The sequence below is a fragment of the Streptomyces doebereineriae genome, from assembly GCF_031845645.1.
In the GTDB taxonomy this organism is placed as follows: Bacteria; Actinomycetota; Actinomycetes; order Streptomycetales; family Streptomycetaceae; genus Streptomyces; species Streptomyces canus.
The window spans coordinates 837,968-862,666 of record NZ_JAVREZ010000001.1 but is presented as its reverse complement, the minus strand read 5'-3'; the positions used below and the strand labels follow the sequence as shown (position 1 = coordinate 862,666).

General features: G+C 69.4%; 23 protein-coding genes. 9 read left to right on the top strand and 14 right to left on the bottom strand.

What is annotated here, in order from left to right:
- Positions 1–113 precede the first annotated feature (113 nt).
- From RNB18_RS04060 to RNB18_RS04030, 7 genes are all read left to right on the top strand, one after another.
- Positions 114–632 (top strand): DUF1097 domain-containing protein, encoded by a 519-nt coding sequence (locus RNB18_RS04060; protein WP_311713016.1) that lies wholly within the window; start codon positions 114–116, stop codon positions 630–632.
- The gene (gene nthB / locus RNB18_RS04055) at positions 629–1,381 is read left to right on the top strand and encodes a nitrile hydratase subunit beta (RefSeq protein ID WP_311712740.1); all 753 of its coding nucleotides are present in this window, start codon (positions 629–631) and stop codon (positions 1,379–1,381) included. Before RNB18_RS04060 ends, nthB begins: the two co-directional genes overlap by 4 nt.
- Positions 1,378–2,001, top strand: a complete 624-nt coding sequence (nthA, locus tag RNB18_RS04050) for a nitrile hydratase subunit alpha (protein WP_311712739.1) — start codon at positions 1,378–1,380, stop codon at positions 1,999–2,001. Before nthB ends, nthA begins: the two co-directional genes overlap by 4 nt.
- Positions 2,002–2,034: 33 nt before the next feature.
- Positions 2,035–2,352, top strand: coding sequence for a nitrile hydratase accessory protein (locus RNB18_RS04045; protein ID WP_311712738.1), 318 nt, complete (start codon positions 2,035–2,037; stop codon positions 2,350–2,352).
- A gap of 153 nt (positions 2,353–2,505) precedes the next feature.
- Positions 2,506–3,603 (top strand): HoxN/HupN/NixA family nickel/cobalt transporter, encoded by a 1,098-nt coding sequence (locus RNB18_RS04040; RefSeq protein WP_311712737.1) that lies wholly within the window; start codon positions 2,506–2,508, stop codon positions 3,601–3,603.
- A gap of 576 nt (positions 3,604–4,179) precedes the next feature.
- Positions 4,180–4,647, top strand: a complete 468-nt coding sequence (locus RNB18_RS04035) for a hypothetical protein (RefSeq protein WP_311712736.1) — start codon at positions 4,180–4,182, stop codon at positions 4,645–4,647.
- Positions 4,644–5,132, top strand: coding sequence for a Rieske (2Fe-2S) protein (locus tag RNB18_RS04030; RefSeq protein ID WP_311712735.1), 489 nt, complete (start codon positions 4,644–4,646; stop codon positions 5,130–5,132). The genes RNB18_RS04035 and RNB18_RS04030 overlap by 4 nt, the downstream gene beginning before the upstream one ends.
- A 757-nt stretch (positions 5,133–5,889) precedes the next feature.
- Here the strand turns inward: RNB18_RS04030 and RNB18_RS04025 are convergent.
- The 5 genes from RNB18_RS04025 to RNB18_RS04005 are packed head-to-tail and all read right to left on the bottom strand — an operon-like array spanning position 5,890 to position 12,753.
- Positions 5,890–7,644, bottom strand: coding sequence for an RICIN domain-containing protein (locus RNB18_RS04025; protein WP_311712734.1), 1,755 nt, complete (start codon positions 7,642–7,644; stop codon positions 5,890–5,892).
- Between the two features lie 49 nt (positions 7,645–7,693).
- Positions 7,694–8,515 carry a carbohydrate ABC transporter permease gene (locus tag RNB18_RS04020; protein WP_311712733.1) on the bottom strand — a complete coding sequence of 274 codons (822 nt, stop codon included), beginning with the start codon at positions 8,513–8,515 and terminating at the stop codon, positions 7,694–7,696.
- Complete coding sequence (locus RNB18_RS04015) at positions 8,512–9,498, bottom strand: carbohydrate ABC transporter permease (RefSeq protein WP_059203652.1); 987 nt, start codon at positions 9,496–9,498, stop codon at positions 8,512–8,514. The genes RNB18_RS04020 and RNB18_RS04015 overlap by 4 nt, the downstream gene beginning before the upstream one ends.
- 9 nt (positions 9,499–9,507) lie before the next feature.
- Positions 9,508–10,755: a sugar ABC transporter substrate-binding protein gene (locus RNB18_RS04010; protein ID WP_311712732.1), complete on the bottom strand. Its 1,248-nt coding sequence runs from the start codon at positions 10,753–10,755 to the stop codon at positions 9,508–9,510.
- A 42-nt stretch (positions 10,756–10,797) separates the two neighbouring features.
- Entirely contained in the window at positions 10,798–12,753 is a 1,956-nt protein-coding gene (locus tag RNB18_RS04005; RefSeq protein WP_311712731.1) for a glycoside hydrolase family 127 protein, read from the bottom strand.
- 280 nt (positions 12,754–13,033) lie between these two features.
- On the opposite strand from RNB18_RS04005, the gene RNB18_RS04000 reads away from it, so the two are divergent.
- Both RNB18_RS04000 and RNB18_RS03995 read left to right on the top strand, forming a co-directional pair.
- Positions 13,034–14,056 carry a LacI family DNA-binding transcriptional regulator gene (locus tag RNB18_RS04000; RefSeq protein ID WP_311712730.1) on the top strand — a complete coding sequence of 341 codons (1,023 nt, stop codon included), beginning with the start codon at positions 13,034–13,036 and terminating at the stop codon, positions 14,054–14,056.
- Complete coding sequence (locus RNB18_RS03995; protein WP_311712728.1) at positions 14,026–14,298, top strand: pirin-like C-terminal cupin domain-containing protein; 273 nt, start codon at positions 14,026–14,028, stop codon at positions 14,296–14,298. Before RNB18_RS04000 ends, RNB18_RS03995 begins: the two co-directional genes overlap by 31 nt.
- Positions 14,299–14,355: 57 nt before the next feature.
- Here RNB18_RS03995 and RNB18_RS03990 read toward each other — a convergent pair whose 3' ends face one another.
- From RNB18_RS03990 to RNB18_RS03950, 9 genes are all read right to left on the bottom strand, one after another.
- Positions 14,356–15,354 (bottom strand): sugar phosphate isomerase/epimerase family protein, encoded by a 999-nt coding sequence (locus RNB18_RS03990; protein ID WP_311712727.1) that lies wholly within the window; start codon positions 15,352–15,354, stop codon positions 14,356–14,358.
- A gap of 25 nt (positions 15,355–15,379) precedes the next feature.
- Positions 15,380–16,576 (bottom strand): Gfo/Idh/MocA family protein, encoded by a 1,197-nt coding sequence (locus tag RNB18_RS03985; RefSeq protein ID WP_311712726.1) that lies wholly within the window; start codon positions 16,574–16,576, stop codon positions 15,380–15,382.
- Between the two features lie 79 nt (positions 16,577–16,655).
- Positions 16,656–18,152: a CoA-acylating methylmalonate-semialdehyde dehydrogenase gene (locus tag RNB18_RS03980; RefSeq protein ID WP_311712725.1), complete on the bottom strand. Its 1,497-nt coding sequence runs from the start codon at positions 18,150–18,152 to the stop codon at positions 16,656–16,658.
- Between the two features lie 29 nt (positions 18,153–18,181).
- The gene (iolD, locus tag RNB18_RS03975; RefSeq protein ID WP_311712724.1) at positions 18,182–20,065 is read right to left on the bottom strand and encodes a 3D-(3,5/4)-trihydroxycyclohexane-1,2-dione acylhydrolase (decyclizing); all 1,884 of its coding nucleotides are present in this window, start codon (positions 20,063–20,065) and stop codon (positions 18,182–18,184) included.
- On the bottom strand, positions 20,062–20,943 hold the full coding sequence (gene iolB, locus RNB18_RS03970; RefSeq protein ID WP_311712723.1) for a 5-deoxy-glucuronate isomerase: 882 nt from the start codon (positions 20,941–20,943) through the stop codon (positions 20,062–20,064). Before iolB ends, iolD begins: the two co-directional genes overlap by 4 nt.
- A complete protein-coding gene (locus RNB18_RS03965; RefSeq protein ID WP_311712722.1) occupies positions 20,940–21,812 on the bottom strand; it encodes a Cgl0159 family (beta/alpha)8-fold protein in 873 nt (290 codons plus the stop codon). Before RNB18_RS03965 ends, iolB begins: the two co-directional genes overlap by 4 nt.
- A 4-nt stretch (positions 21,813–21,816) precedes the next feature.
- Positions 21,817–22,806, bottom strand: a complete 990-nt coding sequence (iolC, locus tag RNB18_RS03960; protein WP_311712721.1) for a 5-dehydro-2-deoxygluconokinase — start codon at positions 22,804–22,806, stop codon at positions 21,817–21,819.
- Positions 22,807–22,860: 54 nt separating this feature from the next.
- On the bottom strand, positions 22,861–23,712 hold the full coding sequence (locus tag RNB18_RS03955) for a sugar phosphate isomerase/epimerase family protein (RefSeq protein WP_311712720.1): 852 nt from the start codon (positions 23,710–23,712) through the stop codon (positions 22,861–22,863).
- Positions 23,713–23,785: 73 nt separating this feature from the next.
- Entirely contained in the window at positions 23,786–24,691 is a 906-nt protein-coding gene (locus RNB18_RS03950; RefSeq protein ID WP_311712719.1) for an ATP-binding cassette domain-containing protein, read from the bottom strand.
- Between the last annotated feature and the right edge of the window lie 8 nt (positions 24,692–24,699).

The following is a 24,699-nucleotide window of genomic DNA, read 5'->3' as shown; positions in this document are numbered from 1 at the left end:
GCCTTGGATTCCCATTCTCTTCTGCCCCTCAACGGGCCAATTATCACCTGCCCGTGTTCGGGCACGAATTCCGCCGGCCGTGAGAACCCCGGCGCCAGAGGAGTGGTTTGGCCATGCGCCAGCTAAATGCTTTGTCGATCAGCATCGGCGTACTCGGCGGAGTCGCCACGCTGATGACCGCAACCGTCCTGACCGTTCCGGTCTGGGTCATCTTCATTGCCTGGGCCTCCTTCTTCATTCTCGGAGCCGGCACCGACGGCATGGCGAGGTCGATCGCCTCGAACCTGACCGGCATTGTCATCGCCTCGCTCACGCTGTTGGTCATCCACGCGCTGGGCGGTGGCACCGCCATCGCAGCCATCGCCGTGGGTGTCGGCAGCGCCGCCATGGTGCAGGCGTCGAAGATCCCCCTGCTCTCGAAACTCCCGGCCATCGTGTGGGGATTCGCCTCCACGGTCGGCACCGTGGCCGCCACCGGCCACGACATCACCACCGCGTCCATCAGCAACCCGGCGCTCGTCGCGGCGCTGTCCATGGTGCTGGGCTCGGTGTTCGGCATCGCCTCGGAGTACTGGGGAGCCGCGATGACCGCACGCCCGGCCGCCGAGCCGACCCCGGAAGGGCAGTCATGAAACTTCAGCACCATCTCGGAGGCCTGGAAAACCTCGGCCCCGTCGCCTACGAGCCCCGCGTCTTCGTCGAGGACTGGGAGCAGCGCATCTTCGGCATCCACGTCGCGATGATGGGACTGAGCGCCCACCTCGGCGACGCTGTGCCCCAGTACCCGATCGACGACGTGCCCACCGCCTTCTCCTCCGTCTGGACCTGGGCGGACCTGCGCAAGGGCGCCGAGGCCATGCACCCCTTCGCCTACTTCCAGTACCGCTACTACGAGAAGTGGCTCGGCGGCATCGGCGGGTTCTTCGTCTCCCAGGGCTACATCACCGCGGAGGAGCTGGACGCGAAGGCCGCGGAGTACCTCCAGGAGCCGGGACTCGACCTGCCCGAGGGCGGGGACGAACGCATCGACGACCAGGTCATCCGCTACCTGCGCGAGGGCGACTCCCCCCGCCAGGGTCCGGCCGAGTCCCCGGCTTTCGCCGTCGGCGACCGGGTGACCGTCACGGACGTGCCGCCCACCGAACACACCCGGCTGCCGGGCAACCTGCGCGGCCGCACCGGCACCGTGGAGCGCGTCTTCGACGGCAACTACGGCTACTTCTGCTCCACCGGCCCCGACGGCATCGGAGCGCCGATGCCCGTCTACGCCGTCCGCTTCGAACCGACCGACCTCTGGGGAGAACTCGCCGAACCCGGCGCCGTGCTCTACGGCGAGCTCTACCAGGTCTACCTCACCCACGCGACGGAGGAACAGCAGTGACCGTGCAGTTCGACTACCCCGAGGACCGCGAAGCCCGCAGCGCCGCCCGCGTGCGGGCGCTGGAAGCCCTGCTCATCGAAAAGGGCGTGATCACCGACGCCACGGTCGACAAAGTCCTCGGCTACTTCGAGACCGACATGACGCCGCTCAACGGAGCCAAGATCGTCGCCCGTGCCTGGACCGACCCGGAGTTCGCGGAACGACTCGTCAAGGACACACCGGCTGCCGTCGCGGAACTCGACCTCCCCATCGGCATGGACGGCGCCGAAGGCGAACACCTGCAGGCCGTGGCCAACACCCCCGGCGTGCACAACCTGGTCATCTGCACCCTGTGCTCCTGTTTCCCCTGGCCCGTGCTCGGCCTCCCGCCGTACTGGTACAAGGACCCGACCTTCCGTGCCCGCGCGGCCCGGGAGCCCCGTGTGGTGCTCAAGGAGACCGGCCTGGACCTCGACCCGTCCGTCGAACTGCGGGTGTGGGACAGCAGCGGTCATTCCCGCTGGTTCGTCGTTCCGCAGCGGCCCTCCGGAACCGACGACATGACCGAGGAGGAACTCGCCGCCCTGGTCACCACCGAATCGATGATCGGCATCGCCGCGGTTCCCTCACCCGCCGCCTGAGCCGCACCCGGACACCACAGAAAAGGGAATCCCATGGAGGCCACCGCCACCACCACGCCCACTCCGCCCCTGCACGACACCTGCGTCACCGACATGAACGCGCCCACCTTCGACGCCGACTGGCAGCGCAGGGCGTTCGGCGTCGCCGTCGCCCTGTCGGAGTTCGGCCACTACCCCTGGGACGCGTTCCAGCAGCGACTCATCGCCGCCATCGGTGCATGGGAGGCCACCTCAGCGACCGAGCAGGGCAGTTGGCAGTACTACGAGCACTGGCTCGCGGCGCTCGAAGGCGTACTGGTCGATCACGACCTGGTCGCCGACGACGAGATGCGTGCCCTGCTCGGGGCGTAACCCGCATCAAGGCCCGGACCACCCAGAACGTCCGTTCCGGCCGTCCGCCAGAGCCGCACCCGCCAATGGCTCACGACCGGCGGGTGCGGCCGGCCCCGCCCCCTCTCACTGCTGACGACGGCACCGCGCGGTGCCCCTGCCAAGGATGTGTGTGTGACCACAACGACCATCACCGCCGGCCGATGGACCCGCGCCGAGCGGCTGCGCATCACGGGCATCGTCGGCGTCATCGCCGCCCTGCACGTCATCGGATGGAGCCTGTACCTCTTCTACGCCCGCGGCCCGGCCGGCGCCGGGGCGTTCGCCGGAGCCGGAACCCTCGCCTACACACTCGGCATGCGGCACGCCTTCGACGCCGACCACATCGCAGCAATCGACGACACCACCCGACTGATGATGCAACGCGGACGCAGACCCGTCGGCGTGGGCTTCTTCTTCGCCATGGGCCACTCGACCGTGGTCCTCGCCCTCGCCTTCGTCGTCGCCCTCGCCGCAGGCGCCGCCGGTACGGGCATCGACACCTTCCGCCACGTCGGAGGCCTGGTCTCGCAGATCGTGGCCATGGTGTTCCTGCTGCTCGTCGCCGTGCTCAACCTCATGGTGCTGACCGGCATCGTTGCCCTGTGGCGGCGTATGACGCAGGGTGGGCTCGACCCGAACGAGCTCGAGCAGCAGCTGCTCAACCGAGGCCTGATGAATCGTCTCCTCGGCCACCGCGCCCGCGGACTGATCCGTTCGTCATGGCACATGTACCCGGTCGGCATTCTCTTCGGCCTCGGTCTGGAAACCGCCAGCGAGATCACCCTGCTCGCCCTGTCCGCCAGCGCCGCCGCCCACGGGTCCGGCCTGCCGACCCTCGCCGTCCTCTCCCTCCCGCTGCTCTTCGCCGCGGGAATGAGCGCCTTCGACACCGCCGACAGCATGCTGATGACCCGCCTGTACTCGTGGGCGTACCGCAGCCCCGCACGAAGGCTCTACTACAACATCGCCACCACCGGCATGACCGTGGCCGTGGCCGCGTTCATCGCCAGCGTCTACGTCGCGGGGCTCGTCGCCGACGCCACCGGAGCCGGGACACTCGTCACCGCCTACGCCTCCCTCGCCGACCACTTCGAACTGCTCGGCTACATCGTGGTCGCCATCTTCGCGGCCTCCTGGCTCTGCGCCGCCGCCATCTGGCGCTTCCGCGGACTCGCCGAGAAGTACGGCGACCGGCAAGGCGCCGCTGATGACCCGCCCCAACGATCCTGAGCTCCGGTTCCGGCTCATCCCCGAGGTGCCGACGGCGCGGTGAGTCGCCTATTGGGGGCGATGGGACACGCCGTCCCTGGAGGCCGTCAACCGCTCACATGCCAAGGATCTTGCCATGCTCCACCACCCGCATCACCAGCCTTATTTCACCGGGCCGCCGCGGCCGACAGCCCGGCGGAGGCGGTCGCCGCCGCGACGCGAGTCTGGGGTCTGTCCAGCCGACGGCCCCGTCTCACATTCGGATGTGACGAAGGGTGTCGCCCGCCTTGTCCTGCCAGCCCTGTTCGAACGGCGCCTCGTCGCCCGCCCCCTGCCCGGTGCGGCCACGTCGGTACTCCGCTGCGGGTGCTCACCAATCGCCGGGCCGATCTCGTCACCGACCGCATCCGGAAGATCAACCGTAGGGGCGGGCAACCCGCCGGCATCCTCCCAGTCTTGGAGCGTGCCCTGGATCTGGGCAATCTCGTCCCACTGTCTTGCTGAGCGGCTACCTGACCCCGGTCGCGCTGCGTCGGAATCGGCCCCAGGCGGCTGGAAGCATGGCTGCGCAACCGCAAGGTCCGCTGCCGCGACGCCTTGGCCGCAGCCGCGCTCGGGGCGACCGAACGTCAGCACACCGCCCTGCCCGGGGACACGGTCAGCGCGCGGGTGGTCCACACCCTGGCGAAGGAAGTGTTGGAGCTGAGCAAGGAGATCGCCGAGATCGACAAGCTCACCGCAGCCCGCCTCCGCGCCCACGGCCTTGCCGAGGTGATGGGCAGCATGCCCGTCGTCGCTCTCCACGAGCCCCGGCAGCGAGCCGCCCGGCGGGTCGCGGTGACTTCCTTGAGCATCGCCCCAGTTGCTGGGGTGTTGGTGGGCGCAGACAACACCCCGGGGAACGGATGCCGACATCCAAATCGACAGCAAGGCGACAGCGCGCTTTTACTCACCCCTGGACTTGAACAGGTCAAGATCTCGACACGGTCTGAACCACAGGCGATCGGCGCCTGTGCCCCATGGACAGATCTACGAAATGTGCCAGCGAAGGGAACCTCAGCATGACCAGCGAATCACTTCAGCCCACCGGAGCACCGGCCCGCCGTACCATCGTGGCGGCGGTCGGAGCAGCGGGGCTCGCCGTCGCGCTGACCGCGTGCGGATCGGACGACGGGTCCTCCGACTCCTCCTCCTCGAACACTCAGGCCGGCGCCAATGCGAGCGGCGGCGATGCGAGCAGCAGCGCCTCGTCCGGCTCCGGCGGCACGGCCTTCGCCAAGACCTCCGACATCCCGGAGGGCGGCGGCAAGATTTTCAAGGACCAGGGCGTGGTGGTCACCCAGCCGACGGCGGGCACCTACAAGGCGTTCTCGTCCAAGTGCACACACCAGGGCTGTGCGGTGGCCAGCATCGCCAACGGCGTCATCGTCTGTCCGTGCCATAAGAGCGAGTTCTCGGTGGCGGACGGAAGCGTGAAGAAGGGTCCCGCGACCAAGGCGCTGCCCGCGGAGCAGATCACCGTGAGCGGGGACTCGATCGCCCTGGCGTGACGCACGTACACCGGGGCCGCTCGAGCAGTCCAGCACCTCGTCCGTGGTCGCGAGCGTGCGACCAGCGGGAGTGTGGGGCGGATCACCGCGGGGGTGCAAGTCGGAGGGCACCCCAGCGATGGCCTCGCTCGGGGCGACGGCTGTAGCCGCCGCGGTTGACGGCGTCGGGAATCGCCACTCCGGCCGAGACACCGGTCACGACTGGTCAGGTCTTCCAACAGGCGTCGCTCGCCGTAAAATTGGCCGGCTGATCGGCGTGACCGTCAACGCTCGCGCCATGACGATCACTTCTGAGTGACGGGGCGACGTCAACAACGCAGATGTCAATGCGCTGCCGAAGTGCCCGTCACGGCGCACCCACTCCGGAGAGTGATCGTCTTCCCACCCGGGGCCCGCCAGTAGCGTCCGGCCCCGCTGCAGGACGAGCCGTTGCGCAAGGACCAGTCGCCAGCTCCGGGCGCTGTCGCTCGGATGGCGTCCAGCGCTGCGGCTGCGCGGCCCGGCAGGGACCACTGTGACTTTTCCGTCCAGCCGGGTGTGGTCACTTCCGGCTCAGCCGCCGGCCGCAAGGGTGCCGAGTGACCAGTTCCGGTGGTCCTCGTCCTGCCGTTACCCCCTCGCCGTGGTCGGGGTCGGCGGATTTGCCGCCCTGGGCGCATCGCCCCGACCGCAAGGACTGACCCGGTCACGGAGTTCCGTGGCCCCGTGCCTGCGTCCCCGGCCGCCGACATCGGCCAGGGACGCGGACGTCCGTGGGTCAGCGCGCGGTCAGTTTCCAGAGGTGGTCCGCGGTGCCGTTGTCGGTCCACTGGAGGACCTGGGCGCCGGAGGACGTGTTCATGTCCTGCACGCCGAGGAGCAGGCCGCTGTTGTAGTTGGCGATCTTGTAGTAGCCGTCGCGGGCCGGGATGACCTGCCAGAGGTGGTCGGCGGTGCCGTTGTCACCCCAGATCAGGGCCGTGCCGCCGTCGGCCGTGCTCATGGTGTTGATGCCCAGTACCAGCCCGCTCTTCTGGTTCACGATCTTGTAGAGGCCCGAACCGGCCGCCACCAGCGTCCAGTTCTGGTCGGTGCCGGTGGTGGATGTGGCCTGGACGACCGAAGTGCCCTGAGCGGTGCCCGCGTTCAGGGTGTCCAGGGCGAGACCGCTGTTCTTGTTGGTGATCTGGTAGCGCCCGGCGAGTGAGGTGTTGGTGCCGCTGGGGGTGACGACCACGTGGTAGCCGTCGGTGGCGTTCATCGTCACCGGTACGGTGACGGAGCCGCCGGACACCGTGTAGTCGGCGTCCGAGATGGTGATCGGGCCCGGGGACGCCGTGGTGCGACCGGTGCCCGGGCTGTACTCCACCTTGACGTGGACCGTGCTCCCGAAGGCCGACAGGGACGAGAGGCCGTTGACCGTCACGGCGCAGGATCCCGTGCAGCCGCCGGCGACGACGCTGATCTGGTTGCCCGCGCTGTTGCGGGAGGCGATGCCGTCGATGCCGGTCTGTGCGGGAGGCGTGGTGACGAGCATGTTCCCCGACATGTCGCCGTACCACTTGTATGTCCAGTACGAGCCGTTCGGCGAGCCGCCGGTGTCGGTCAGGGTGTCGCCGAGGGTACCGTAGTGGTTCCAGAAGGCGAGTTCGGCGTCCCGGACACCGGTCCGCTCGAACTTGGCGGCATAGCCGATGAGGGCGCCGGAGTTGCCCATCTCGGCGGGCGTGCCGTACTCCTCGATGGAGATCGGCCGCGCGCTGATGCCGAGGCTGCTCTCCATCGCGCGGTACGCGGAGACGTGCGCGGCGATGTCCCGGCTGCCCTGGAGCTCATGCCAGGCGATCACGTCGGGGACGGTGCCGCTCGCCTTGGCGTCGGTGAGGAACGAGCTCATCCAGGACTGGTTCCACGCCGAGTAGCTCGGGCCCTGGATGGGGGTCGTGGTGTCCTTGGCGCGGACCTCCTTGTACGTGCGTGCCCAACCCGCGTTGAAGGTTCCCGCGTTGGTGGTGTCCCAGGTCCAGTCGGGCTCGTTCCAGAGCTCGTACGCGCTGATGTTGGTGGCGCCGGAGGACTGCACGGAGGCGACCTGCTTGTCGACGGCGGACAGCCAGTCGGCCCAACTCACCCACTTGTAGGGGAAGTTCGGATACCAGTCCGGCATGCGGACGACCACCTTGGCGCCCGCGCGTGCCGCCTTGGGCGCTACGACGAGCGCGTCGCCGGCGGGCTTCGGCTCGCCGTTGGGCAGCTGGCTGCCGCCCGGGGCCATTTGCACGAAGGTGTTCGGCTTGAGCGCCTGGACCACGCTGTCGGCGGGGGTGGTCCCGTCGGCGAGGCCGTAGAGGCTGCCGGTAGCGACGTGGGTGACCGGGCGCAGGGTCTGGTTGGCGTTGACGACCAGGGTGGTGGCGGAGGTGGGGACCGCCTCGGCGGACGGCACGGTGAGGGCGAGTGCCGTGACGGTCAGTGCGGCGGCGCCGAGGGCGGCGGTCAGACGACCGGGCGTGGGGGGTCTTGTGCGGCTCATGACAGGGGTTCTCCTCAACGGAGGGGATGGGATTGGAGGTCTGCGCGGTTCAGTCCTTCACCGCGCCCGCGGTCACACCCGCGGCCACGTAGCGCTGAGCGAGGACCAGCAGGACCGCTGCGGGGACGGAGGCGACGACGGCGGTGGCCATGATCGCGTTCCACTCCTGGTTGTTGTTGCCGATGTACTTGTAGATGCCGAGGGTGATCGGCCTCCAGTCGCCTCCGCCGTCCAGGGTGTTGGCGAAGACGAAGTCGGACCAGGCCCACAGGAAGCTGAAGAGCGAGACGGTGACGAGGGCGTTGCGGCTCACCGGCAAAACGATCGACCAGAAGGTGCGGAAGGTCCCGGCGCCGTCGATGCGGGAGGCGGCGATGAGCTCGCCGGGGATGCCCGACATGAACGCGGTGAAGATCATGACGCCGAAGGGCACGGCGATGGTGGAGTCCGCGACGATCAGGCCCCACCAGGAGTTGAGCAGCCCGAGATCGAGGAAGATGCCGTAGAAGCCCATCGCCATGACGATGCCGGGGATCATCTGCGCGATCAGCAGGACCAGGCCGAGGGCGCCTCCGCCGAACGGGCGGAGTTTCGCCAGCGCGTAGCCGGCCGGGGCGGCCAGGACGAGGGTGAGGGCGACCGTGCCGAGGCCGATGAGCAGGCTGGTACCGAGGTAGGGCATCTGATCGTCGAGGACGGCCCGGTAGCCCTCGAAGGTGGGGTGCAGCGGGAAAAGGTCGGGCGGGGTCTTGCGCATGTCCTGCTGCGGGGTGAGGGACACGTTGAGCATCCAGTACACCGGGAACAGCATCAGGGCCGTCAGCAGGAGCCCGATGAGGGTGTAACGGCGGGAACCGGTAGGTGACTTCACGTCTCCTGCCTCCTCTGGCCGGACTGGACGCGGATGTACAGCAGGCCGAACACGAGGGCGATGAGGATGAGGATGTTGCCGACCGCCGCCCCCGGCCCGAACTTGGGCAGCAGGGAGCCGAAGCCCAGCTGGTACGACCAGGTCGCCAGGGTGGAGGAGGCGTCACCCGGGCCGCCCTTGGTCATGATCCAGATCAGGTCGAACACCTTGAGGGTGTACACGAGACCGAGGAGCAGGGTGATCGCCGACACCGGCCGCAGCAGCGGGAAGGTGATCCGGCGGAACTGCTGCCAGGCACTCGCCCCGTCGAGGGACGCGGCCTCGTACAGCTCGCCGGGGATGTTCTGCAGTCCGCTGTAGAGGATGACCAGGTTGAACGGGATGCCGATCCAGATGTTGGCGATGATCACCGAGGTGAGCGCCCAGTCCGGCGAGGTGAGCCAGCCCACCGGGTCCACGCCGAAGAAGTGGAGGAAGTAGTTCACCACGCCCGACTCGCTGTTGAGCATCCACGACCACGAGGACGCCGACACGATCAGTGGCAGCAGCCAGGGGATGAGGAACAGGGCGCGGAGGGTCGGGGCCAGGCGGAAGTGCCGGTTGAAGAAGACCGCGAGGGCGAGGCCGATGGCGTATTGGAAGGCGATCGACACGAAGGTGAAGATCATGGTGTGGCGCATCGCCGGGCCGAACGTCGGGTCGTCCAGCACCTTCTGGAAGTTGTCCCAGCCGGAGAACGGCGCGTCCCCCGACACGAACGACCGGACGGTGTAGTCGCGCAGGCTCAGGTCGAGGTTGCGGTAGAGGGGATAGACGTAGAACGCGGCGAGGTAGGCGAGCAGCGGGGTGACGAAGGCGAGGGCGGTCAGCCGGCTCCGGCGCCGCTGTCGGCGCCGGAGCGGCAGGGAGCCGGTGCCACCCGTACCGCTCGCCTTCGACACGGTCCCGGCCCGCCGCGGGCGGTCGACTCGGGCGATGGTCATGGCGGAGGCCTAGCCCTTCTCGGCGCTCGACTGGGCCGTGTCCAGGGCGTCCTTGGGGCTCTTGCCGCCGGACAGGGCCGACTGGACGGCGGTCCACATCGGCTGCGAGATGGTCGGGTACTTCGAACCGAGACCGCCGCTGGTGCGGCCACGGGCCGCGGCGACCGCGCTCACCCACGGCTCGAGCTTCGGGTTCGCCGCCACCTGCTTGGCCTGCACGGCCGCCGTCGGGGCGATGTACGTCAGGGTCGTGTCCGTGGCCAGCAGGTTGGTGTCGTTGGTCAGACACTCGACGATCTTCTTGCTGATGTCGTAGCGGGCGGTGTCCTTCTGCACGGGGACGGTGACGAACTCGCCGCCCGTGGGCACCGGCGCCGAACCGCCGTTCTGCGCGGGGATGTTGATGACGCCGTAGTCGAAGCCGGCCTTGTCGGCGTTGCCGAGCTGCCAGGTGCCGTTCTCGCCGAACGCGTAGTCGCCGGTGGCGAACTCCTGCCAGCTGGTGGTCTGGGTGTTCTGGAGGACGTCCTTGGGGGCCAGTCCGTCGTCCACCCATCCCTTCCACAGCGAGAGCGCGGCAACTCCCTTGTCGGAGTTGAGCTTTGTCAGATCGCCGCCCGCCCCCCAGAACCAGGGCAGGAACTGGAAGCTGCCCTCCTCCGTGTTGATCGCGGAGAAGGTGATGCCCTTCTTGCCGGCCGCCTTGACCTTGTTCAGGGCCGCGGTGAGGGTCTTCCAGTCCTTGATGGAGGCCGGGTCTACGCCCGCCGCCGTCAGGACCTTCTTGTTGTAGTAAAGGGCGAGCGTGTTGGCGCCGATCGGGACGCCGTAGGAGGCGTCGTCGATCGTGCCCGCGCCGATGATGTTCTTCTGGATCGACTTGGTGTCGAGGCCCAGGTCGCTCGTCTTGTTGAGGATCCCCGCCTCGACGAGCGTGGAGACGACCGGGTTGTCCACCAGCATCACGTCGGGCGCGTTGCCCTGCTGGGCCGCCAGCAGCGCCTTGTTGCCCAGGTCTGTGGTGTCGTACCCGGTGCGCTTGACGGTCACCCCGGCCTTCGTCCCGCAGTCGGTGACGAGCTTGCCCCACGGGGAGGAGGCGTCGAACTGCGGGTACGGGTCCCAGAAGGTGTACGTCCCTCCGGACGCGTCGGTGGAGCCCGACCCGTCGTCGGAGCCGCCTGAGCAGGCGGTGAGGGAGGCGAGGGTGCCGACGGCGGCGAGCGCGGCCAGGAGTGTGCGGCGGGTGGGTATCACGGGGTGACCTCGTTGTCGTGGAAGAGGGGAAGGCAAGGGGCTTCAGGAGGTGGGCAGCCAGACGCGCATGCTGCCGTCCTCGCGGTTGGCCCAGGCGTAGTAGGGGACGGCGGTCAACTCGACGGGCTCGCCGTCCTGTTGGGAGGAGTCGGGCGACTCGTCGACTGGGGCGTACGGCCACCAGCCCACGTCCGGGAGGTGCCGCCGGCTGCCCGCCGCCACGACCGTGGTGACGCCGCCGAGCAGGTCCGGGCGGTGCTTCACGGCGAGTGGGCGGGTGGTGTCGACGACGATGTCGTCCAGGCCGCCGCCGGGGTGGTCGACCCCTTCCAGGCAGTAGACGAGGGGTCCGCGTTCGATGGCCACGCAGCCGCGTACGGCGTCCACGCGGGGGTCTGCGGCGGTGAGGCGCGGCTCCAGGGGGAGTTCGAGGACGACCTGGTCTCCGGGCGACCAGGTCCGCTCGAGCCGCAGCCAGCCGTCGGCCACGGAACCCTCGTACGTCTCCTGCCCGCACCGCACCCGGAACTCCCGGCACCACTGCGGGATACGCAGGGAGAGCGTCCAGGGCTCCGCCGGAGTCTCCTCGACGGTGAGGGCGATCGTGCCGTGCCAGGGGTAGTCGGTCTCGGCCCTGATGACGGCCAGGTCGCTGGCGTAGCGCCCGGAGACGTACTGGTGGATCTGCAGGCCGTTGTCGTCGCTGCTGGCCAGGTAGTGCTCCAGGCTCGCCAGGAGGCGCATGACGTTGGGCGGGCAGCAGGCGCAGCGGAACCAGCGGGTGCGGCGGGCCGACTGGTCGCCACCGGGGTCGGTGTGGCCGTCGCGGACCTGGAGCGGGTTGACGTACAGCCAGCGCTCGCCGTCCAGCGACACCCCGGCGAGGAAGCCGTTGTAGAGGGTGCGTTCGATCAGGTCGGAGTAGCGGGCCTCGCCGGTGAGCAGGGCCATGCGCCAGCTCCACTGGATCGAGGCGATGGCGGCACAGGTCTCGCAGTAGGCGCGTTCGTTGGGCAGTTCGTACGGGTCGCCGAAGTCCTCCTCCTCGTGGTGGGCGCCGAGGCCGCCGGTGAGGTGGGTCTTGGTGGTGGTCATGGCCTGCCACAACCGCTCGGCGGCGGTGCGGAGTTCGGCGTCGCCGTTCTCGGTGGCCAGGTCGGCCGCGGCGGCCAGCAGGTAGAGCTGTCGTACGGCGTGGCCCTCGACGTTCGTCGCCTCGCGCAGCGGGACCCGGTCCTGGCAGTAGGCCTCGCCGCCGAGCAGCCCGTGGCCGTAGCGGTCGACGAAGTAAGCGGCCAGGTCGAGGTAACGGCGCTCGCCGGTCTCCCGGTACAGCTCGACCAGGGCGGTCTCGACCTCGGGGTGGCCGTCGATGCCGTCGATGGGCTTGCCGCTGCCGGGCGGCCCGAAGACGGAGTCGACGTGGTCCGCGAACTTCCGTGCCACGTCGAGGAGTTCGCCGCTGCCGGTGGCCCGGTGGTGGGCCACGGCCGCCTGGATGAGGTGGCCCGCGCAGTACAGCTCATGGCCCCAGCGCAGGTCCTTGTAGCGCTCGCCGCCCTTGACCAGCTGGAACCAGGTGTTGAGGTAGCCGTCGGGCTGCTGGGCGCCGGCGACCAGGGCGACGATCCGGCCGACCTCGGCGGCGAGGTCATCGTCCGGGGCCTGGTCTCCGTCCGAGGCCAGGTCTCCGTCCGGGGCCTGGGCGAGCTGCCAGGCGGCCGCCTCCAGCCACTTGTAGACGTCCGTGTCCACGAAGGGATAGGCGCCCTGGAACTCGCCCGCGGCCGTGCCGGCCGCCAGCCTCAGGTTGTGCAGGTTTCCGGCGGCCTCCAGCAGTGCCGGTCCCTGCGGGATGGAGACATGCGCGTTGCTCGCACGGCGGGCCTGCCAGAACCCCGTATCGATGCCGACAGCGGCGGGGCGCAGTGCGGCCCGGCTGTCCGGGCCGAGTCGGACCGGTCCCGTCGCGGGCAGGTCGGAGCGTGTGCGGGGCATGGCTCTCCGGTGGTGAGTGGTGGGACGAGACCGGCGTACGGCCGTGACGGGCGGCCTTCGCCAAGGCCCGCTCCCCGTGCACGAGGAGCATCGAAGGCGGGTGACCGACTACCTGGAACCCGTTTTGAGCAATCGTTTTCTCGCCGAGAATGTAGAGGGCAGACCACCTGACAGGTCAAGACTTACGCCAGGACTTTTCTCACCTTTTCCCCGGACTGGCGCAACGCCCCTGCGCCTGTCACGATGTCGGCGTCTGACTCATCCAGGAAAAGGTTTGCCCGTGACTCCTGCTGCTCCAGACTCTCCTCCGGCCGGGCGGGCCCGGCTCGCCGACGTCGCCGCCCTCGCCGGCGTCAGCGTCGGAACGGCGTCCAAGGCGCTCAACGGCGCCGGACGCATGCGGACCGAGACCCGGCAACGAGTGCTGGACGCGGTCGCGCAGCTCGGATTCAGCCCCAACCAGCACGCCCAGAGCCTGCACAGCGGCCGCAGCTGGACGGTCGGCCTCATGACCACGGACGGCATCGGCCGCTTCAGCACCCCGGTGCTGCTGGGCGCCGAGGACGCGCTCGGGGCGGGGAAGATCTCCGTCCTGCTGTGCGACACGCGGGGCGACGCCATCCGGGAGCAGCACCATCTGCAGAACCTCATGGACCGCCGGGTGGACGGAATCATCGTCACCGGCCGTCGCACCGATCCCCGGCCGCCGTTGCCCGGCGTGGAGGGCATCCCGGTCGTCTACGCCCTGTCCCCCTCCACCGACCCGACCGACACCTCTGTCGTCACCGACGACCGCGGCGGCGCACGCCTGGCGGTCGAGCATCTCGTGGCCACCGGACGTACCCGGATCGCTCACGTCACCGGCCCGCAGCACCACGCCGCCGCCCGCGAGCGGGCCCGGCACGCGGTGGAACAGCTGCAGGCCGCCGCGCTGGAACCGTCCACCGGGCGAATCCATCACGGCGAGTGGAGCGAGGCGTGGGGCCGCCGGGCCACCGAGGCGGTGCTGCGCACAGCGCCGGACACGGACGCCTTCTTCTGCGGCAACGACCAGATCGCCCGGGGCGTGACGGACGCCCTGCGTGAGCGCGGGGTGGCGGTGCCGGGAGACATGGCCGTCGTCGGCTATGACAACTGGGACACCATGGCCCTGGCCAGTCGCCCGCCCCTCACCACCATCGACATGAACCTCTCCGAGATCGGCCGGATCGCGGCCCTGGAACTGTTGCGGGCCATCGACACCGAGCCCCGGCCTGGCGCGCACACCGTGCCGTGCCGGCTGGTCGTGCGCGAATCCAGCTGAAGGCGGGCGCCGGCCCGTGCAATCCCCGGCGACGGGCCCGGCGCCTGCCCGCCATCCCCTTCTCGGGCGTCGCCGTCACCAGCGAGGTCCTGACCTTCAGCGGCCCACCCATCCGACAGCCCGTCGCGATGGGCGGGCCCATGGTCATGAACACCCGGGCCGTGATAGACCAGGCGTTCCGCGACTTCCACACCGGCAGGTTCGGCACCGTCCCGCGCCAAGCCCGGCTGCAGCACCGATGACTTCAGGAAGCCCGCCCCCGTCGATCGGTGGGCGCGGGACGTCCCATCAGCGGACGTTCAGAGGGCCGCCGCGGCGCTGTGCAGGTTCTTGGCGGCCAGGGCAAGCCCTTCCGTCTGCGAGTAGGCGGCGTCCTCGTGCTCGATGTTGACGGCCATGTGCGGGTCGATCTCGGCGAGGGCGCGCAGGAACTCGGTCCAGAAGGGGACGTCGTTGCCGAGCCCGACCGCGACGAACTTCCAAGCCGGGTTCTCCGGCCAGGCGTTGCACCAGAAGCCGTACCCCGTGGGCACCTTGCCGGGCGCGTCGGCCGGCACGCGGGTGAACGACGTGTCGAGCACGCCGCGGATGTCGGCGCCCGGGCAGAGCGTCGCGTCCTTGGCGGCGGCGTGGAAGACCAGCGGACCGAGCCACTTGGTGGAGGCGATGACGTCCATGCCCTGCCACATCAGGTGGGAGGGGTCCATCTCGGCACCGACGTTCGTCGCGCCTGTCGCGTCGACGAGCCGCTTCAGGGTGACCGGTGAGAACACCAGGTTGTGCGGATGCATCTCGACGGCCACCCGGACGTCGTTCTCCCGGGCCAGCGCGTCGATCTCCTTCCAGAACTCGACGGCCACACCCCACTGGTAGTCCAGGACGTCCATGTACACGCCGTCCCATGGGTTCACGACCCATGAGGGGTACTTGGCATCCGGGTCCGAACCCGGCGTACCGGACATGGTCACGACGTGCTTCACACCGAGCAGGCCCGCGAGGCGGATCGTGCGACGCAGGTCGTCGGCGTGCTTGGGGCCGACACCCGGGAGCGGGTTGAGCGGGTTGCCGTTGCAGTTGAGGCCGGTGAGCTCCATCCCGCGGTCCGCGAAGGTGGCCAGGTACTCCTCCCGCGCGGTGGCCGAGGACAGCAGCAGGTCGACCGGGCAGTGCGGGGCGGGGATGAAGCCGCCGGTGTTGACCTCGACGGAGGTCAGGCCGTTCTCCTTGAGGATGTCGAGCGCCTCGGTGAGGGTGCGGTCGTGCAGACAGGCGGTGTAGGCGCCGAGCTTGAGGGCCATGAGGGTGCTCCTTGATACGTGAGGGTCAGACCGCGGGCGGAACCTGTACGGCGGCGCCACCGCCCAGGGAGGACTTGACGACCGCGCGGATGATCTCCATGGTCCGCAGCGCGTCGGCGAAAGTGGCGCAGGCCGACAACGGCTCGGCGACCCCCGCGACCTGGTCGAGGAAGGCCCGGGCCTGGTAGGTGAAGTGGTCGGCGTTGGAGGCGCCCACACCCGGCGCCTCCATCGGGACACCGCCCGCGAAGTACGGCAGCTGCGGGCCGACGATGACCTGCCGGGCCCCGCGCGTACGGCCCGCCGGCTGCGCATCGTCGAAGAGGTACTCGGCGGGCCGATGCTGGTCGAACGCGGCCCGCCCGCCCGCGCCCAGAACGTCGAAGGCGAGCCCGTTGGGCAGGCCGAAGCCGGTGCGGGTCACCGAGAAGGTGCCGACCAGACCGGACTCGAAACGGGCCGTGAAGGACGCGGTGTCCTCGTTCTCGACCTCGCCCACCTCGTCGGAGACGGGAGCGGCGTTGTGCCCGACGAGCGCGCCCAGCGGCAGCGGCCGCTTGGTGATCTGCGTCGACAACGAGGCACCGGAGACCGAGATGATGGGCCCGGCGACGTACTCGGCGGTGTCGATGATGTGCGAACCGATGTCCCCGAGCGCACCGGAACCGGCGCCGCCCTTGAACCGCCAACTCAGCGGCCCGTTCGGGTCGGTCGCGTAGTCGCACCAGTAACGGCCGCTGAACAACGTCGGATCACCCAGCTCACCGGCACGCACATGCTCACGGATTGCGGCGATGCCGGGCGAACGCCGGAAGGAGTACCCGACGGCCGTCACCACCTCGGCACTTTGCTCCAACTCGGCCATGGCACGGGCTTCTTCGAGCGACCCGGCCAACGGCTTCTCGCACAGCACATGCTTTCCGGCAGCGATCAGCGCCTCCGCGATCGGACGGTGCAGATCATTTCCTACGACGATGGAGACCGCGTCGATCGTCGGGTCCTCGGCGACGGCCTCCCAGCTGGGCAGCGCCTTCTCGTAGCCGTAGCGGCGGGCGGCGTCCTCGCCGAGTGCGATGTTGGCATCGGCGATCGCGGCCAGCCGGACGGGCGGCAGACCTGCCCCGAAGACCGTGTTGACGTTGCGGTATCCGGCAGCGTGACTGCGGCCGGCCATTCCGGCGCCGATCACAGCGACGGAGAGGGGTTTGGCGGACGTGGTCATGGCGGTGCCCTTCAAAGGAGTAAGGAGTGGTGAGCAGGCGGCGAACTGCCGGTGGACGTGGGACGCGATGTCGCGTCTCTCAGTTGGAGGTGGGGAAGTCGAAGCCGGCGGTGACTTGCTGGGCGGGCTGGGGCCAGCGGGTGGTGACGACCTTGGGGCGGGTGTAGAAGCGGGTGCCTTCGGGTCCGTGGATCGGGGAGTCACCGATGAGGGAGTCCTTCCAGCCGCCGAAGGAGTAGTACGACATGGGGACCGGGACCGGGACGTTGATGCCGATCATGCCGACCTTGACCTTGCGCTGGAAGCGGCGGGCGGCCTCGCCGGAGGCGGTGAACAGGGCGGTGCCGTTGCCGTAGGGGTTGGCGTTGATGACGTCGATGGCCTGGTCGAGGGTTTCGGTGCGGACGACGGCGAGGACCGGGCCGAAGAGTTCTTCCCGGTAGGCATCCATCTGCGTGGTGACGTGGTCGAGGAGGGAGGGGCCGGTGAAGAAGCCGTCCTCGTGTCCGTCGATCTTGAGGCCGCGGCCGTCGACAACGATGGTGGCGCCCTGCGCTCCAGCCGTTCCGACGGCCTTCTCGACGCGCTCCTGGGCGGCCTTGGTGACCAGCGGGCCCATGTCGGTGCCGGGCCGGTCGCCCGGGCCGACCTCGACCTTGAGGGCCTTGCGCTGCAGCACCGCGACCAGGGCGTCGGCCGCGTCGCCCACGGCCACGGCGACGGAGACGGCCATGCAGCGTTCGCCGGCGGAGCCGTAGGCGCCGGCGGTGATGTGGTTGGCGGTGAATTCGAGGTCGGCGTCGGGCAGGACGACGGCGTGGTTCTTGGCGCCGCCGAGGGCCTGGACGCGTTTGCCGTGTGAAGTGGCCGTCTCGTGGACGTACTTGGCGATCGGCGTCGATCCCACGAAGGACACCGCTTCGATGCCGGGGTGGGTGAGGATCGCGTCCACGGCGTCCTTGCCGCCGTGGATGACGTTGAAGACGCCGTCGGGGAGGCCGGCCTTCTGGTAGAGCCCCGCGACGAAGTTGGCGGCGGAGGGGTCGCGTTCGGACGGCTTGAGGATGAAGGTGTTGCCGGTCGCGATGGCGATGGGGTGCATCCACAGGGGCACCATGGCGGGGAAGTTGAAGGGGGTGATGCCCGCGACGACGCCGAGGGGCTGGCGGAAGTCGTGCACGTCGACGCCTCGGGAGACCTGGTCGGAGAAGGATCCCTTGAGGACGTCGCCGAGGCCGCAGGCGAACTCGACGACTTCCCGGCCGCGGGTGATCTCGCCGCGGGCGTCGTCGACGGTCTTGCCGTGCTCAGCGGAGATGATCCGGCCCAGTTCCTCCTCGTGGTCGAGGAGGAGCCGACGGAAGGCGAACATGACCTGGGTGCGCTGGGTGAGGGAGGACTCCGACCAGGTCTCGAAGGCGCGGCCGGCGGCCTGCACGGCGGCGTCCACGTCGGCGGACCCGCCGAGGACGACCCGGGCCTGCTCGGCGCCGGTGGCCGGGTTGAAGACCGGCTGAGTGGCGGTGGCGGCGCCCTGGGCGAGGGAGCCGTTGATCCAGTGCTGGATGGTGGTCACGGTGCGGGTTTCCTTCGGGGACGAGGGTGTTACAGGTAGTGGCGCTGGGTCTGCTTGCGAGCGGCGTACGTGGCGTAGGCGGTGCGGGTGGTGTCGAGGGCGGAGGTCTGGCTGACGGGGACGTCCCACCAGCCGTGGCCGGGCGGGTTGGGCCCGTACAGGTCGGTCTCCACATGCACGACCGTGGTGCGGGTAGCCGCCTTCGCCTTCTCCATGGCCGAGCGGAACTCGTCGACGGAGGTGGCGTGCAGGACGTCCGCGCCCAGGGAGGAGGCGTTCGCGGCCAGGTCGACGGGGAGCACCTCGCCATCGAGGAGGCCTGAATCGCCGTCGCGGTAGCGGTACTTGGTGCCGAAGCGCTGCGAGCCGAGCGACTCCGACAGGGCGCCGATGGAGGCGAAGCCGTGGTTCTGGACCAGGACGACGATGACCTTGATGCCTTCGGAGATCATGGTCACGATCTCCTGGGCCATCATCAGATAGGAGCCGTCGCCGACCAGGACGACGACCTCGCGGGTGGGGTCGGCCATCTTGGCGCCGAGGCCGGCGGCGACCTCGTAGCCCATGCAGGAGTAGGCGTACTCGACGTGGTAGGCCTTGGGATCGCGGGCCCGCCACAGCTGCTGGAGATCGCCGGGCATGGAGCCGGCCGCGTTGATGACCACGGCCCGGTCGTCGAGGACGTCGTTGAGGGCGCCGAGGATCTGGGTCTGGGCGGGGAGGTCACCGGTGATGCGGTCGGGGGCGAAGCACTCCTCCTCGATCTCCCGTGTGCGGGCGATGAGTTGACGGGTGAGCGCGCGGTACTCCGCTGGGACCTCCCAGTCCATGAGCGCTCCGGCGAGGGCCTCGATACCGAGCCTGGCGTCGGCCACCAGGGGTTCCGCCGCATGCTTGACGGCGTCCAGGCGGGCCACGTTGAGGTTGACGAAGGTGACATCGGGCCGGCCGAAAACGGTGTGGCTGGCGGTCGTGAAGTCGGAGTAGCGGGTGCCGATACCCAGTACGACATCGGCCTCTCGGGCCAGTTCGTTGGCGGCGTAGGAGCCCGTGGAGCCGATGCCGCCGACCGCATAGGGGTGATCCCAGGGCACCGCGCCCTTGCCGGCTTGGGTGTCGGCGACTGGGATGCCGGTGGCCTCGGCGAAGGCGCGCAGCGCGGTCTCGGCGCCGGAGTAGACGGCTCCGCCGCCGGCGACGATGAGCGGCTTCTTGGCGTTCCGCAGCAGCCGCGCGGCCCGTTCGATCGCGGCGGCCTCCGGCACCGGGCGGCCCACGTGCCACACCCGGCGCCGGAAGAAGGCCACCGGCCAGTCGTACGCCTCGGCCTGCACGTCCTGCGGCAGGGCGAGGGTGACCGCCCCGGTCTCCACGGGGTCGGTCAGGACCCGCATCGCCGCGAGCGCGGCGGGGATGAGCTGTTCGGGGCGCGAGATGCGGTCGAAGTACTTCGATACGGCGCGGAAGGCGTCGTTGACGGTGACGTCGCCGCCGCGGGTGTCCTCCAGCTGCTGCAGCACGGGGTCGGCGGCGCGGGTGGCGAACATGTCGGAGGGCAGCAGCAGTACCGGCAGGCGGTTGGTGGTGGCCAGCGCCGCACCCGTGATCATGTTCGTCGAGCCGGGTCCGGTGGACGCCGTGCAGGCGAAGGTCGCCAGCCGGTCGCGCATCTTGGCGTAGGCGACGGAGGCGTGGACCATGCCCTGTTCGTTGCGGGCCAGGTAGTAGGGGAGGTCGGCCTCTTTGGTGGTGGCGGCCTGCAGCAGGGCCTGCCCTATGCCGGCGACGTTGCCGTGGCCGAAGATGCCCCACACGCCGGGGATCAGCCGCTGTTCCTGGCCGTCGCGCTCGCTGTACTGGTGGGCGAGGAAGCGCACCAGGGCCTGGGCGGTGGTCAGTCGTACGGTGTTCATCGCTGGCGGGATCCTTCGAAGGGGAGCCGGTCGTCGAGGTCCTGGGCCTGCCAGGTGTCGCGGACCCAGCCGTGGGCGGGGTCGTCGCAGATCAGCCAGGCGCGGTCCTGTCCGGGACCGGCCATGACGTTGAGGTAGTACAGGTCGTAGCCGGGCGCGGCGATGGACGGGCCGTGCCAGCCGTACGGGATCAGGACGGTGTCGCCCGATCGGATCTCGGCGAGCACGTCGATGGGCCGCTGGTCGGTGCCGTAGACCCGCTGGTAACCGAAGCCGTTCCCATCGCCGGCGACCTCGAAGTAGTAGATCTCCTCCAGCTCCGACTCGACGCCCGGGCGGACTTCGTCGTGCTTGTGCGGCGGATACGAGGACCAGTTCCCGCCCGGGGTGAGGACCTCGCACACCAGCAGCTGTTCGGCGTCGAAGGTGCCGGGCAGGCAGTACTTGTTGACCTGCCGTGAGCAGGCGCCGGCGCCGCGCAGTTCAACGGGGACGTCCTCCTTGCGCCCGTACCGAGCCGAGTGACCTCCCTGCTCGGTACGGGCAGAGGGCAGTGCGTACGTTCCACCGTCCGCACTGCTGATCACGGCCTGCGACTCGCGGGGCAGATACGCGAAGTCGGTGACCGCCGAGAACACGTCCGTCCGGCCGCCGAGTTCGAAGCTCCGCCCGTCGACGGCGACGGTGCAACCGCCGTTCAGGGGCAGGACCAGGAACTCGTTCTCCCCGGTGGACAGGGCGTGCTCCTCGCCCGGCCTCAGGGTCAGGATCCTGAGGCCGGAGTATGCCCAGCCCGCCGACTCCGGCGTGACCAGGAGGTCGTAGGGGCCGTCGGCCGAAGTCCCCTTCGGCAGGTGGTACTTGCCGGCGTCGCTCACAGCAGGCTCACCGCCTTGTCCACGGCACCGGCGACATCGCCGCCCAGGGGATAGAGCAGCGAACGGCCCACGACCAGGCCCTGCGCGGTCGGCTGCTTCAGCGCCCTGCCCCAGGAGGCGAAGGCCGCGTCGGGGTCGGTGACCTCGCCGCCCAGCAGCAGCGCAGGCAGGGTTGAGGAGGCCAGAACGCGTTCCATGTCGTCGACCACCGGCAGCTTGAGCCAGCTGTAGGCGGTGCGCCGGCCCAGTCCGGAGGCGATGGTGACCGACTTGATGACGGCGTCCGTCGACAGGTCGTTGCGGATCTTCCCGTCCACCCAGGCGGACAGGAAGGGCTCGACCATGGCGATCAGCTCACGGTCGTTGAGCTCGTCCACGGCACGCGCGGTGTTCTCCAGCGCAGAGGGCGTCGCGGGGTCGTCGAGGGCGATCCGGGTGAGCATCTTGCCGCCGTCGAAGCCCATCGCGGCGATCGTGGCGGCGTCGTAGCCGGTGAACCGGTCGTCGATCTCGAACACCGATCCCGCAAGACCGGCACGATTCATGGACCCGAAGACGCTCTTGCCGTCCAGCACGCCGAGCAGGAGGAGGTCCTCGAGGATGTCGGCGGTGGCCAGCACGCCGGTCACACCGGGGCGTTCGAGGGCGATGCAGAGACGGTCGAGCAGTTCGGAGCGGTCGGCCATCGCACTCGGGTCGCCACCGACGCCGTTGGCGCCACGCGCCGGATGGTCCGCGGCGATGATCATCGCCTTGCCGTGCTCACCGAGCAGCGAAGAGGCTCTCACGCGGCGGGCGGCAGTGGCCGCGATGGCGCCGGGGTCGCCCACGCGGGCGGACACGATCCGGCTCAGGTTGTCGGACAGCACGGCGTCACGCCTTTCGTTCTACGGAGGTGGAGGCGAGTGAGGCCTCGCGGAGCTTGGCGTCGACCTCGGCCTCGATCGGCATGGCGTCGGAGCAGGACAGCCGGCCCGCGACGACGGCACCAGCGGCGTTGGCGAAGGTCACCGTGCGCCGGGTGTCCCAGCCGGACAGCAGCCCGTGGCAGAGCGCCCCGCCGAAGGCGTCGCCGGCGCCCAGTCCGTTGACCACGTCCACGGGAACCGGCGGGATCTGGGCCGTCGCCCCGTCCCGGTCCATCGCCAGCACGCCCTTGGGTCCCTGCTTCACCACCGCCAACTCCACCCCGGCGACCAGCAGCGCCTTCGCGGCGGCGTACGGCTCACGCTCACCGGTGGCCACCTCGCACTCGTCGAGATTGCCCACCGCCACCGTCGTGTGCCGCAGCGCCTCGGCGTAGTACGCGCGGGCCTGGGACGGATCGGCCCAGGCTGTGTCCTTCCAAAACGTCGGCCGCCAGTCCAGGTCGAAGACCGTCGCCCCGGCCTTGGCCCGGGTGGCCAGCGCCGCCAGCGTGGCCGAACGGCTCGGCTCCTCGCTCAGCCCGGTCCCGGTCACCCAGAAGATCCGCGCGTCCCGCACCGCGTCCAGGTCCAGCTCACCGGCCTCGATGTCCAGATCGGGCGCCTTCGGCAGGCGGTAGAAGTACAGCGGGAAGTCGTCCGGCGGGAAGATCTCGCAGAACGTCACCGGCGTCGGCGCGATGTCCGACGTACCCACGAAGCGGGCGTCGACGCCGTAACCCTCCAGAGCCTGCCGGACGAATTCGCCGAACGGGTCGCGGCCGGTCTTGGTGATCACGGCGGCGGAGTGGCCGTAGCGGGCGGCGGCCACGGCCACGTTCGTCGGGCTGCCTCCCAGGTACTTGCCGAACGAAGTGACCTCCGCCAGCCCCACACCCGTCTGGAGCGGATACACGTCCACTCCGACCCGGCCGATGGTCAGTACGTCGAACGGCATTTCTCTGGTTTCCCTTCGCTCCGGAGACTCCGGGGATGTTGGATCTAATGCGACTTAGGCGGACAAGTACTCGTCGATCTTCTTGCGCATGAACACCGAGGACTCCTTGGCGCGCTCCTCCCAGGCGAACACGCAGGCGGTCAGCGTCCCGTCGAAGCCGTTCGCGCGCAGCTCACGGAAGAGCTCGTCGAAGTCCACCTCGCCCTGCCCCATGTCGAGGTGCTGGTGGATACGGGCCGCTGTGCCGGGCGGGTTGAGGATGTAGCGGTTGCCCGAGGACGCGGTGTGGTCGAACGCGTCGGCAAGGTGGATGTGGGTGAGCAGGTCGTCCGCGTACTTGATGATGCCGGGGGCGTCGTTGCCGATGTGGAAGGTGTGCGGGGCACAGTAGAGGAACGTGACGTTGGGGTTGTTGATGCCCCTGATCAGGTTGATCGCGTCGTAGCCGTTCTCGATGAAGTCGTCCGGGTGCGGCTCCAGCGCCAGCTTGACGCCCTCCCGCTCGAAGACCGGCAGCAGCTCGTCCAGCGACTTCCAGAACTGCGCCTCACTGCGGTCGGGGTCCTCCGGACGCCCGTTGAACTCCGAGATCATGCTGTCCACGCCGAGGTCGGCGGCGATCTGTATCGAGCGCTTCCAGTACCGTACGGCGGCCTGCCGGGCGTCCTCGTCGGGGCCGGACCAGCGGAACAGCGGCAGCAACGAGGAGATGCCGACACCCGCCGCGTCCAGCGCCTTACGGAACTTCCGCACCGTCGCGTCGTCCACGCGCGGATGGCGGAAGAAGGGGATGAAGTCCTCTCGGGGCGACAGCTCGATCCACTCGTAGCCCAACTCAGCTACCACAGACGGTAGTTCGAGCAGGGACACGTGACGGATCATGTAGGGGTCGAGGGCGATCTTCATGGGGCATTGCCTTCGGATCAGGGTGGCGGGGGTGGGGTGTCGCTGTCGCCGTACGCGTGCGGCGACGCCGTTGTCAGGAAGGTGAGACCTCGGACGAGGCGGTCACGGGCGCGGTGATGTCTTCCGCTTCCGGAAGTTCCTCGACGTCGACGCCGCGCACTTGGGCCAACTCGTGCTTGAGGGCGGCGAGTTCGGTGCCGCCGGCCATGTGGTTGGTGAGCTCTTCCAGGCTGACCTCGCTGCGGGAGGCGGACAGTTCCACGGTCCCCAGGCGCAGCACGCTGAAGTGGTCGCCGACCATGTACGCGTGGTGCGGGTTGTGGGTGATGAAGATGACGCCGAGGCCGCGGTCGCGGGCGGCGGCGATGTACTTCAGCACCACACCCGACTGCTTCACACCCAGCGCCGCCGTCGGCTCGTCCAGGATCAGCACTCGGGCGCCGAAGTAGACGGCGCGGGCGATGGCAACGCACTGCCGCTGCCCGCCGGACAGGGTGCCGATGGGCTGTTCCAGGTCGTCCAGGACGATGCCCATGTTGCGCAGCTCTTCGTCGGCGGTCTTCTTCATCTTCTCGATGTCGAGACGGCGTACGGGCCAGGGGCCCTTGGTCATCTCGGAGCCCAGGAAGAAGTTGCGCCACACCGGCATCAGGGGGACGGTGGCGAGGTCCTGGTAGACGGTGGCGATGCCCTTGTCGAGGGCGTCGCGCGGGGTGGAGAAGCGCACCGGCGTGTTGTCGACGAGGAACTCGCCCTCGGTGTGCTGGTGCAGCCCGGAGACGATTTTGATGAGGGTGGACTTGCCGGCGCCGTTGTCGCCGAGCACGCACGTGACCTTGCCCGGGCGGACGGCCAGGCTCACCCCGTGCAGGGCGCGGATGTTGCCGTAGGACTTACCGGCGGTCTTCAGCTCGACGACCGGGGTGTCGTCCTGGGCTTCCGTGTCCTTGGTGAGGGTTTCGTCGTGGGTCGTTGTCATGGGGTGGG

Coding starts and splice junctions, on each gene's coding strand:
- RNB18_RS04060 (WP_311713016.1), top strand. CDS start 114: ATGCGCCAGCTAAATGCTTTGTCGATCAGCATCGGCGTACTCGGCGGA.
- nthB (WP_311712740.1), top strand. CDS start 629: ATGAAACTTCAGCACCATCTCGGAGGCCTGGAAAACCTCGGCCCCGTC.
- RNB18_RS04045 (WP_311712738.1), top strand. CDS start 2,035: ATGGAGGCCACCGCCACCACCACGCCCACTCCGCCCCTGCACGACACC.
- RNB18_RS04030 (WP_311712735.1), top strand. CDS start 4,644: ATGACCAGCGAATCACTTCAGCCCACCGGAGCACCGGCCCGCCGTACC.
- RNB18_RS04025 (WP_311712734.1), bottom strand. CDS start 7,644: ATGAGCCGCACAAGACCCCCCACGCCCGGTCGTCTGACCGCCGCCCTC.
- RNB18_RS04015 (WP_059203652.1), bottom strand. CDS start 9,498: ATGACCATCGCCCGAGTCGACCGCCCGCGGCGGGCCGGGACCGTGTCG.
- RNB18_RS04005 (WP_311712731.1), bottom strand. CDS start 12,753: ATGCCCCGCACACGCTCCGACCTGCCCGCGACGGGACCGGTCCGACTC.
- RNB18_RS03990 (WP_311712727.1), bottom strand. CDS start 15,354: ATGGCCCTCAAGCTCGGCGCCTACACCGCCTGTCTGCACGACCGCACC.
- RNB18_RS03985 (WP_311712726.1), bottom strand. CDS start 16,576: ATGACCACGTCCGCCAAACCCCTCTCCGTCGCTGTGATCGGCGCCGGA.
- iolD (WP_311712724.1), bottom strand. CDS start 20,065: ATGAACACCGTACGACTGACCACCGCCCAGGCCCTGGTGCGCTTCCTC.
- iolC (WP_311712721.1), bottom strand. CDS start 22,806: ATGCCGTTCGACGTACTGACCATCGGCCGGGTCGGAGTGGACGTGTAT.
- RNB18_RS03955 (WP_311712720.1), bottom strand. CDS start 23,712: ATGAAGATCGCCCTCGACCCCTACATGATCCGTCACGTGTCCCTGCTC.
- RNB18_RS03950 (WP_311712719.1), bottom strand. CDS start 24,691: ATGACAACGACCCACGACGAAACCCTCACCAAGGACACGGAAGCCCAG.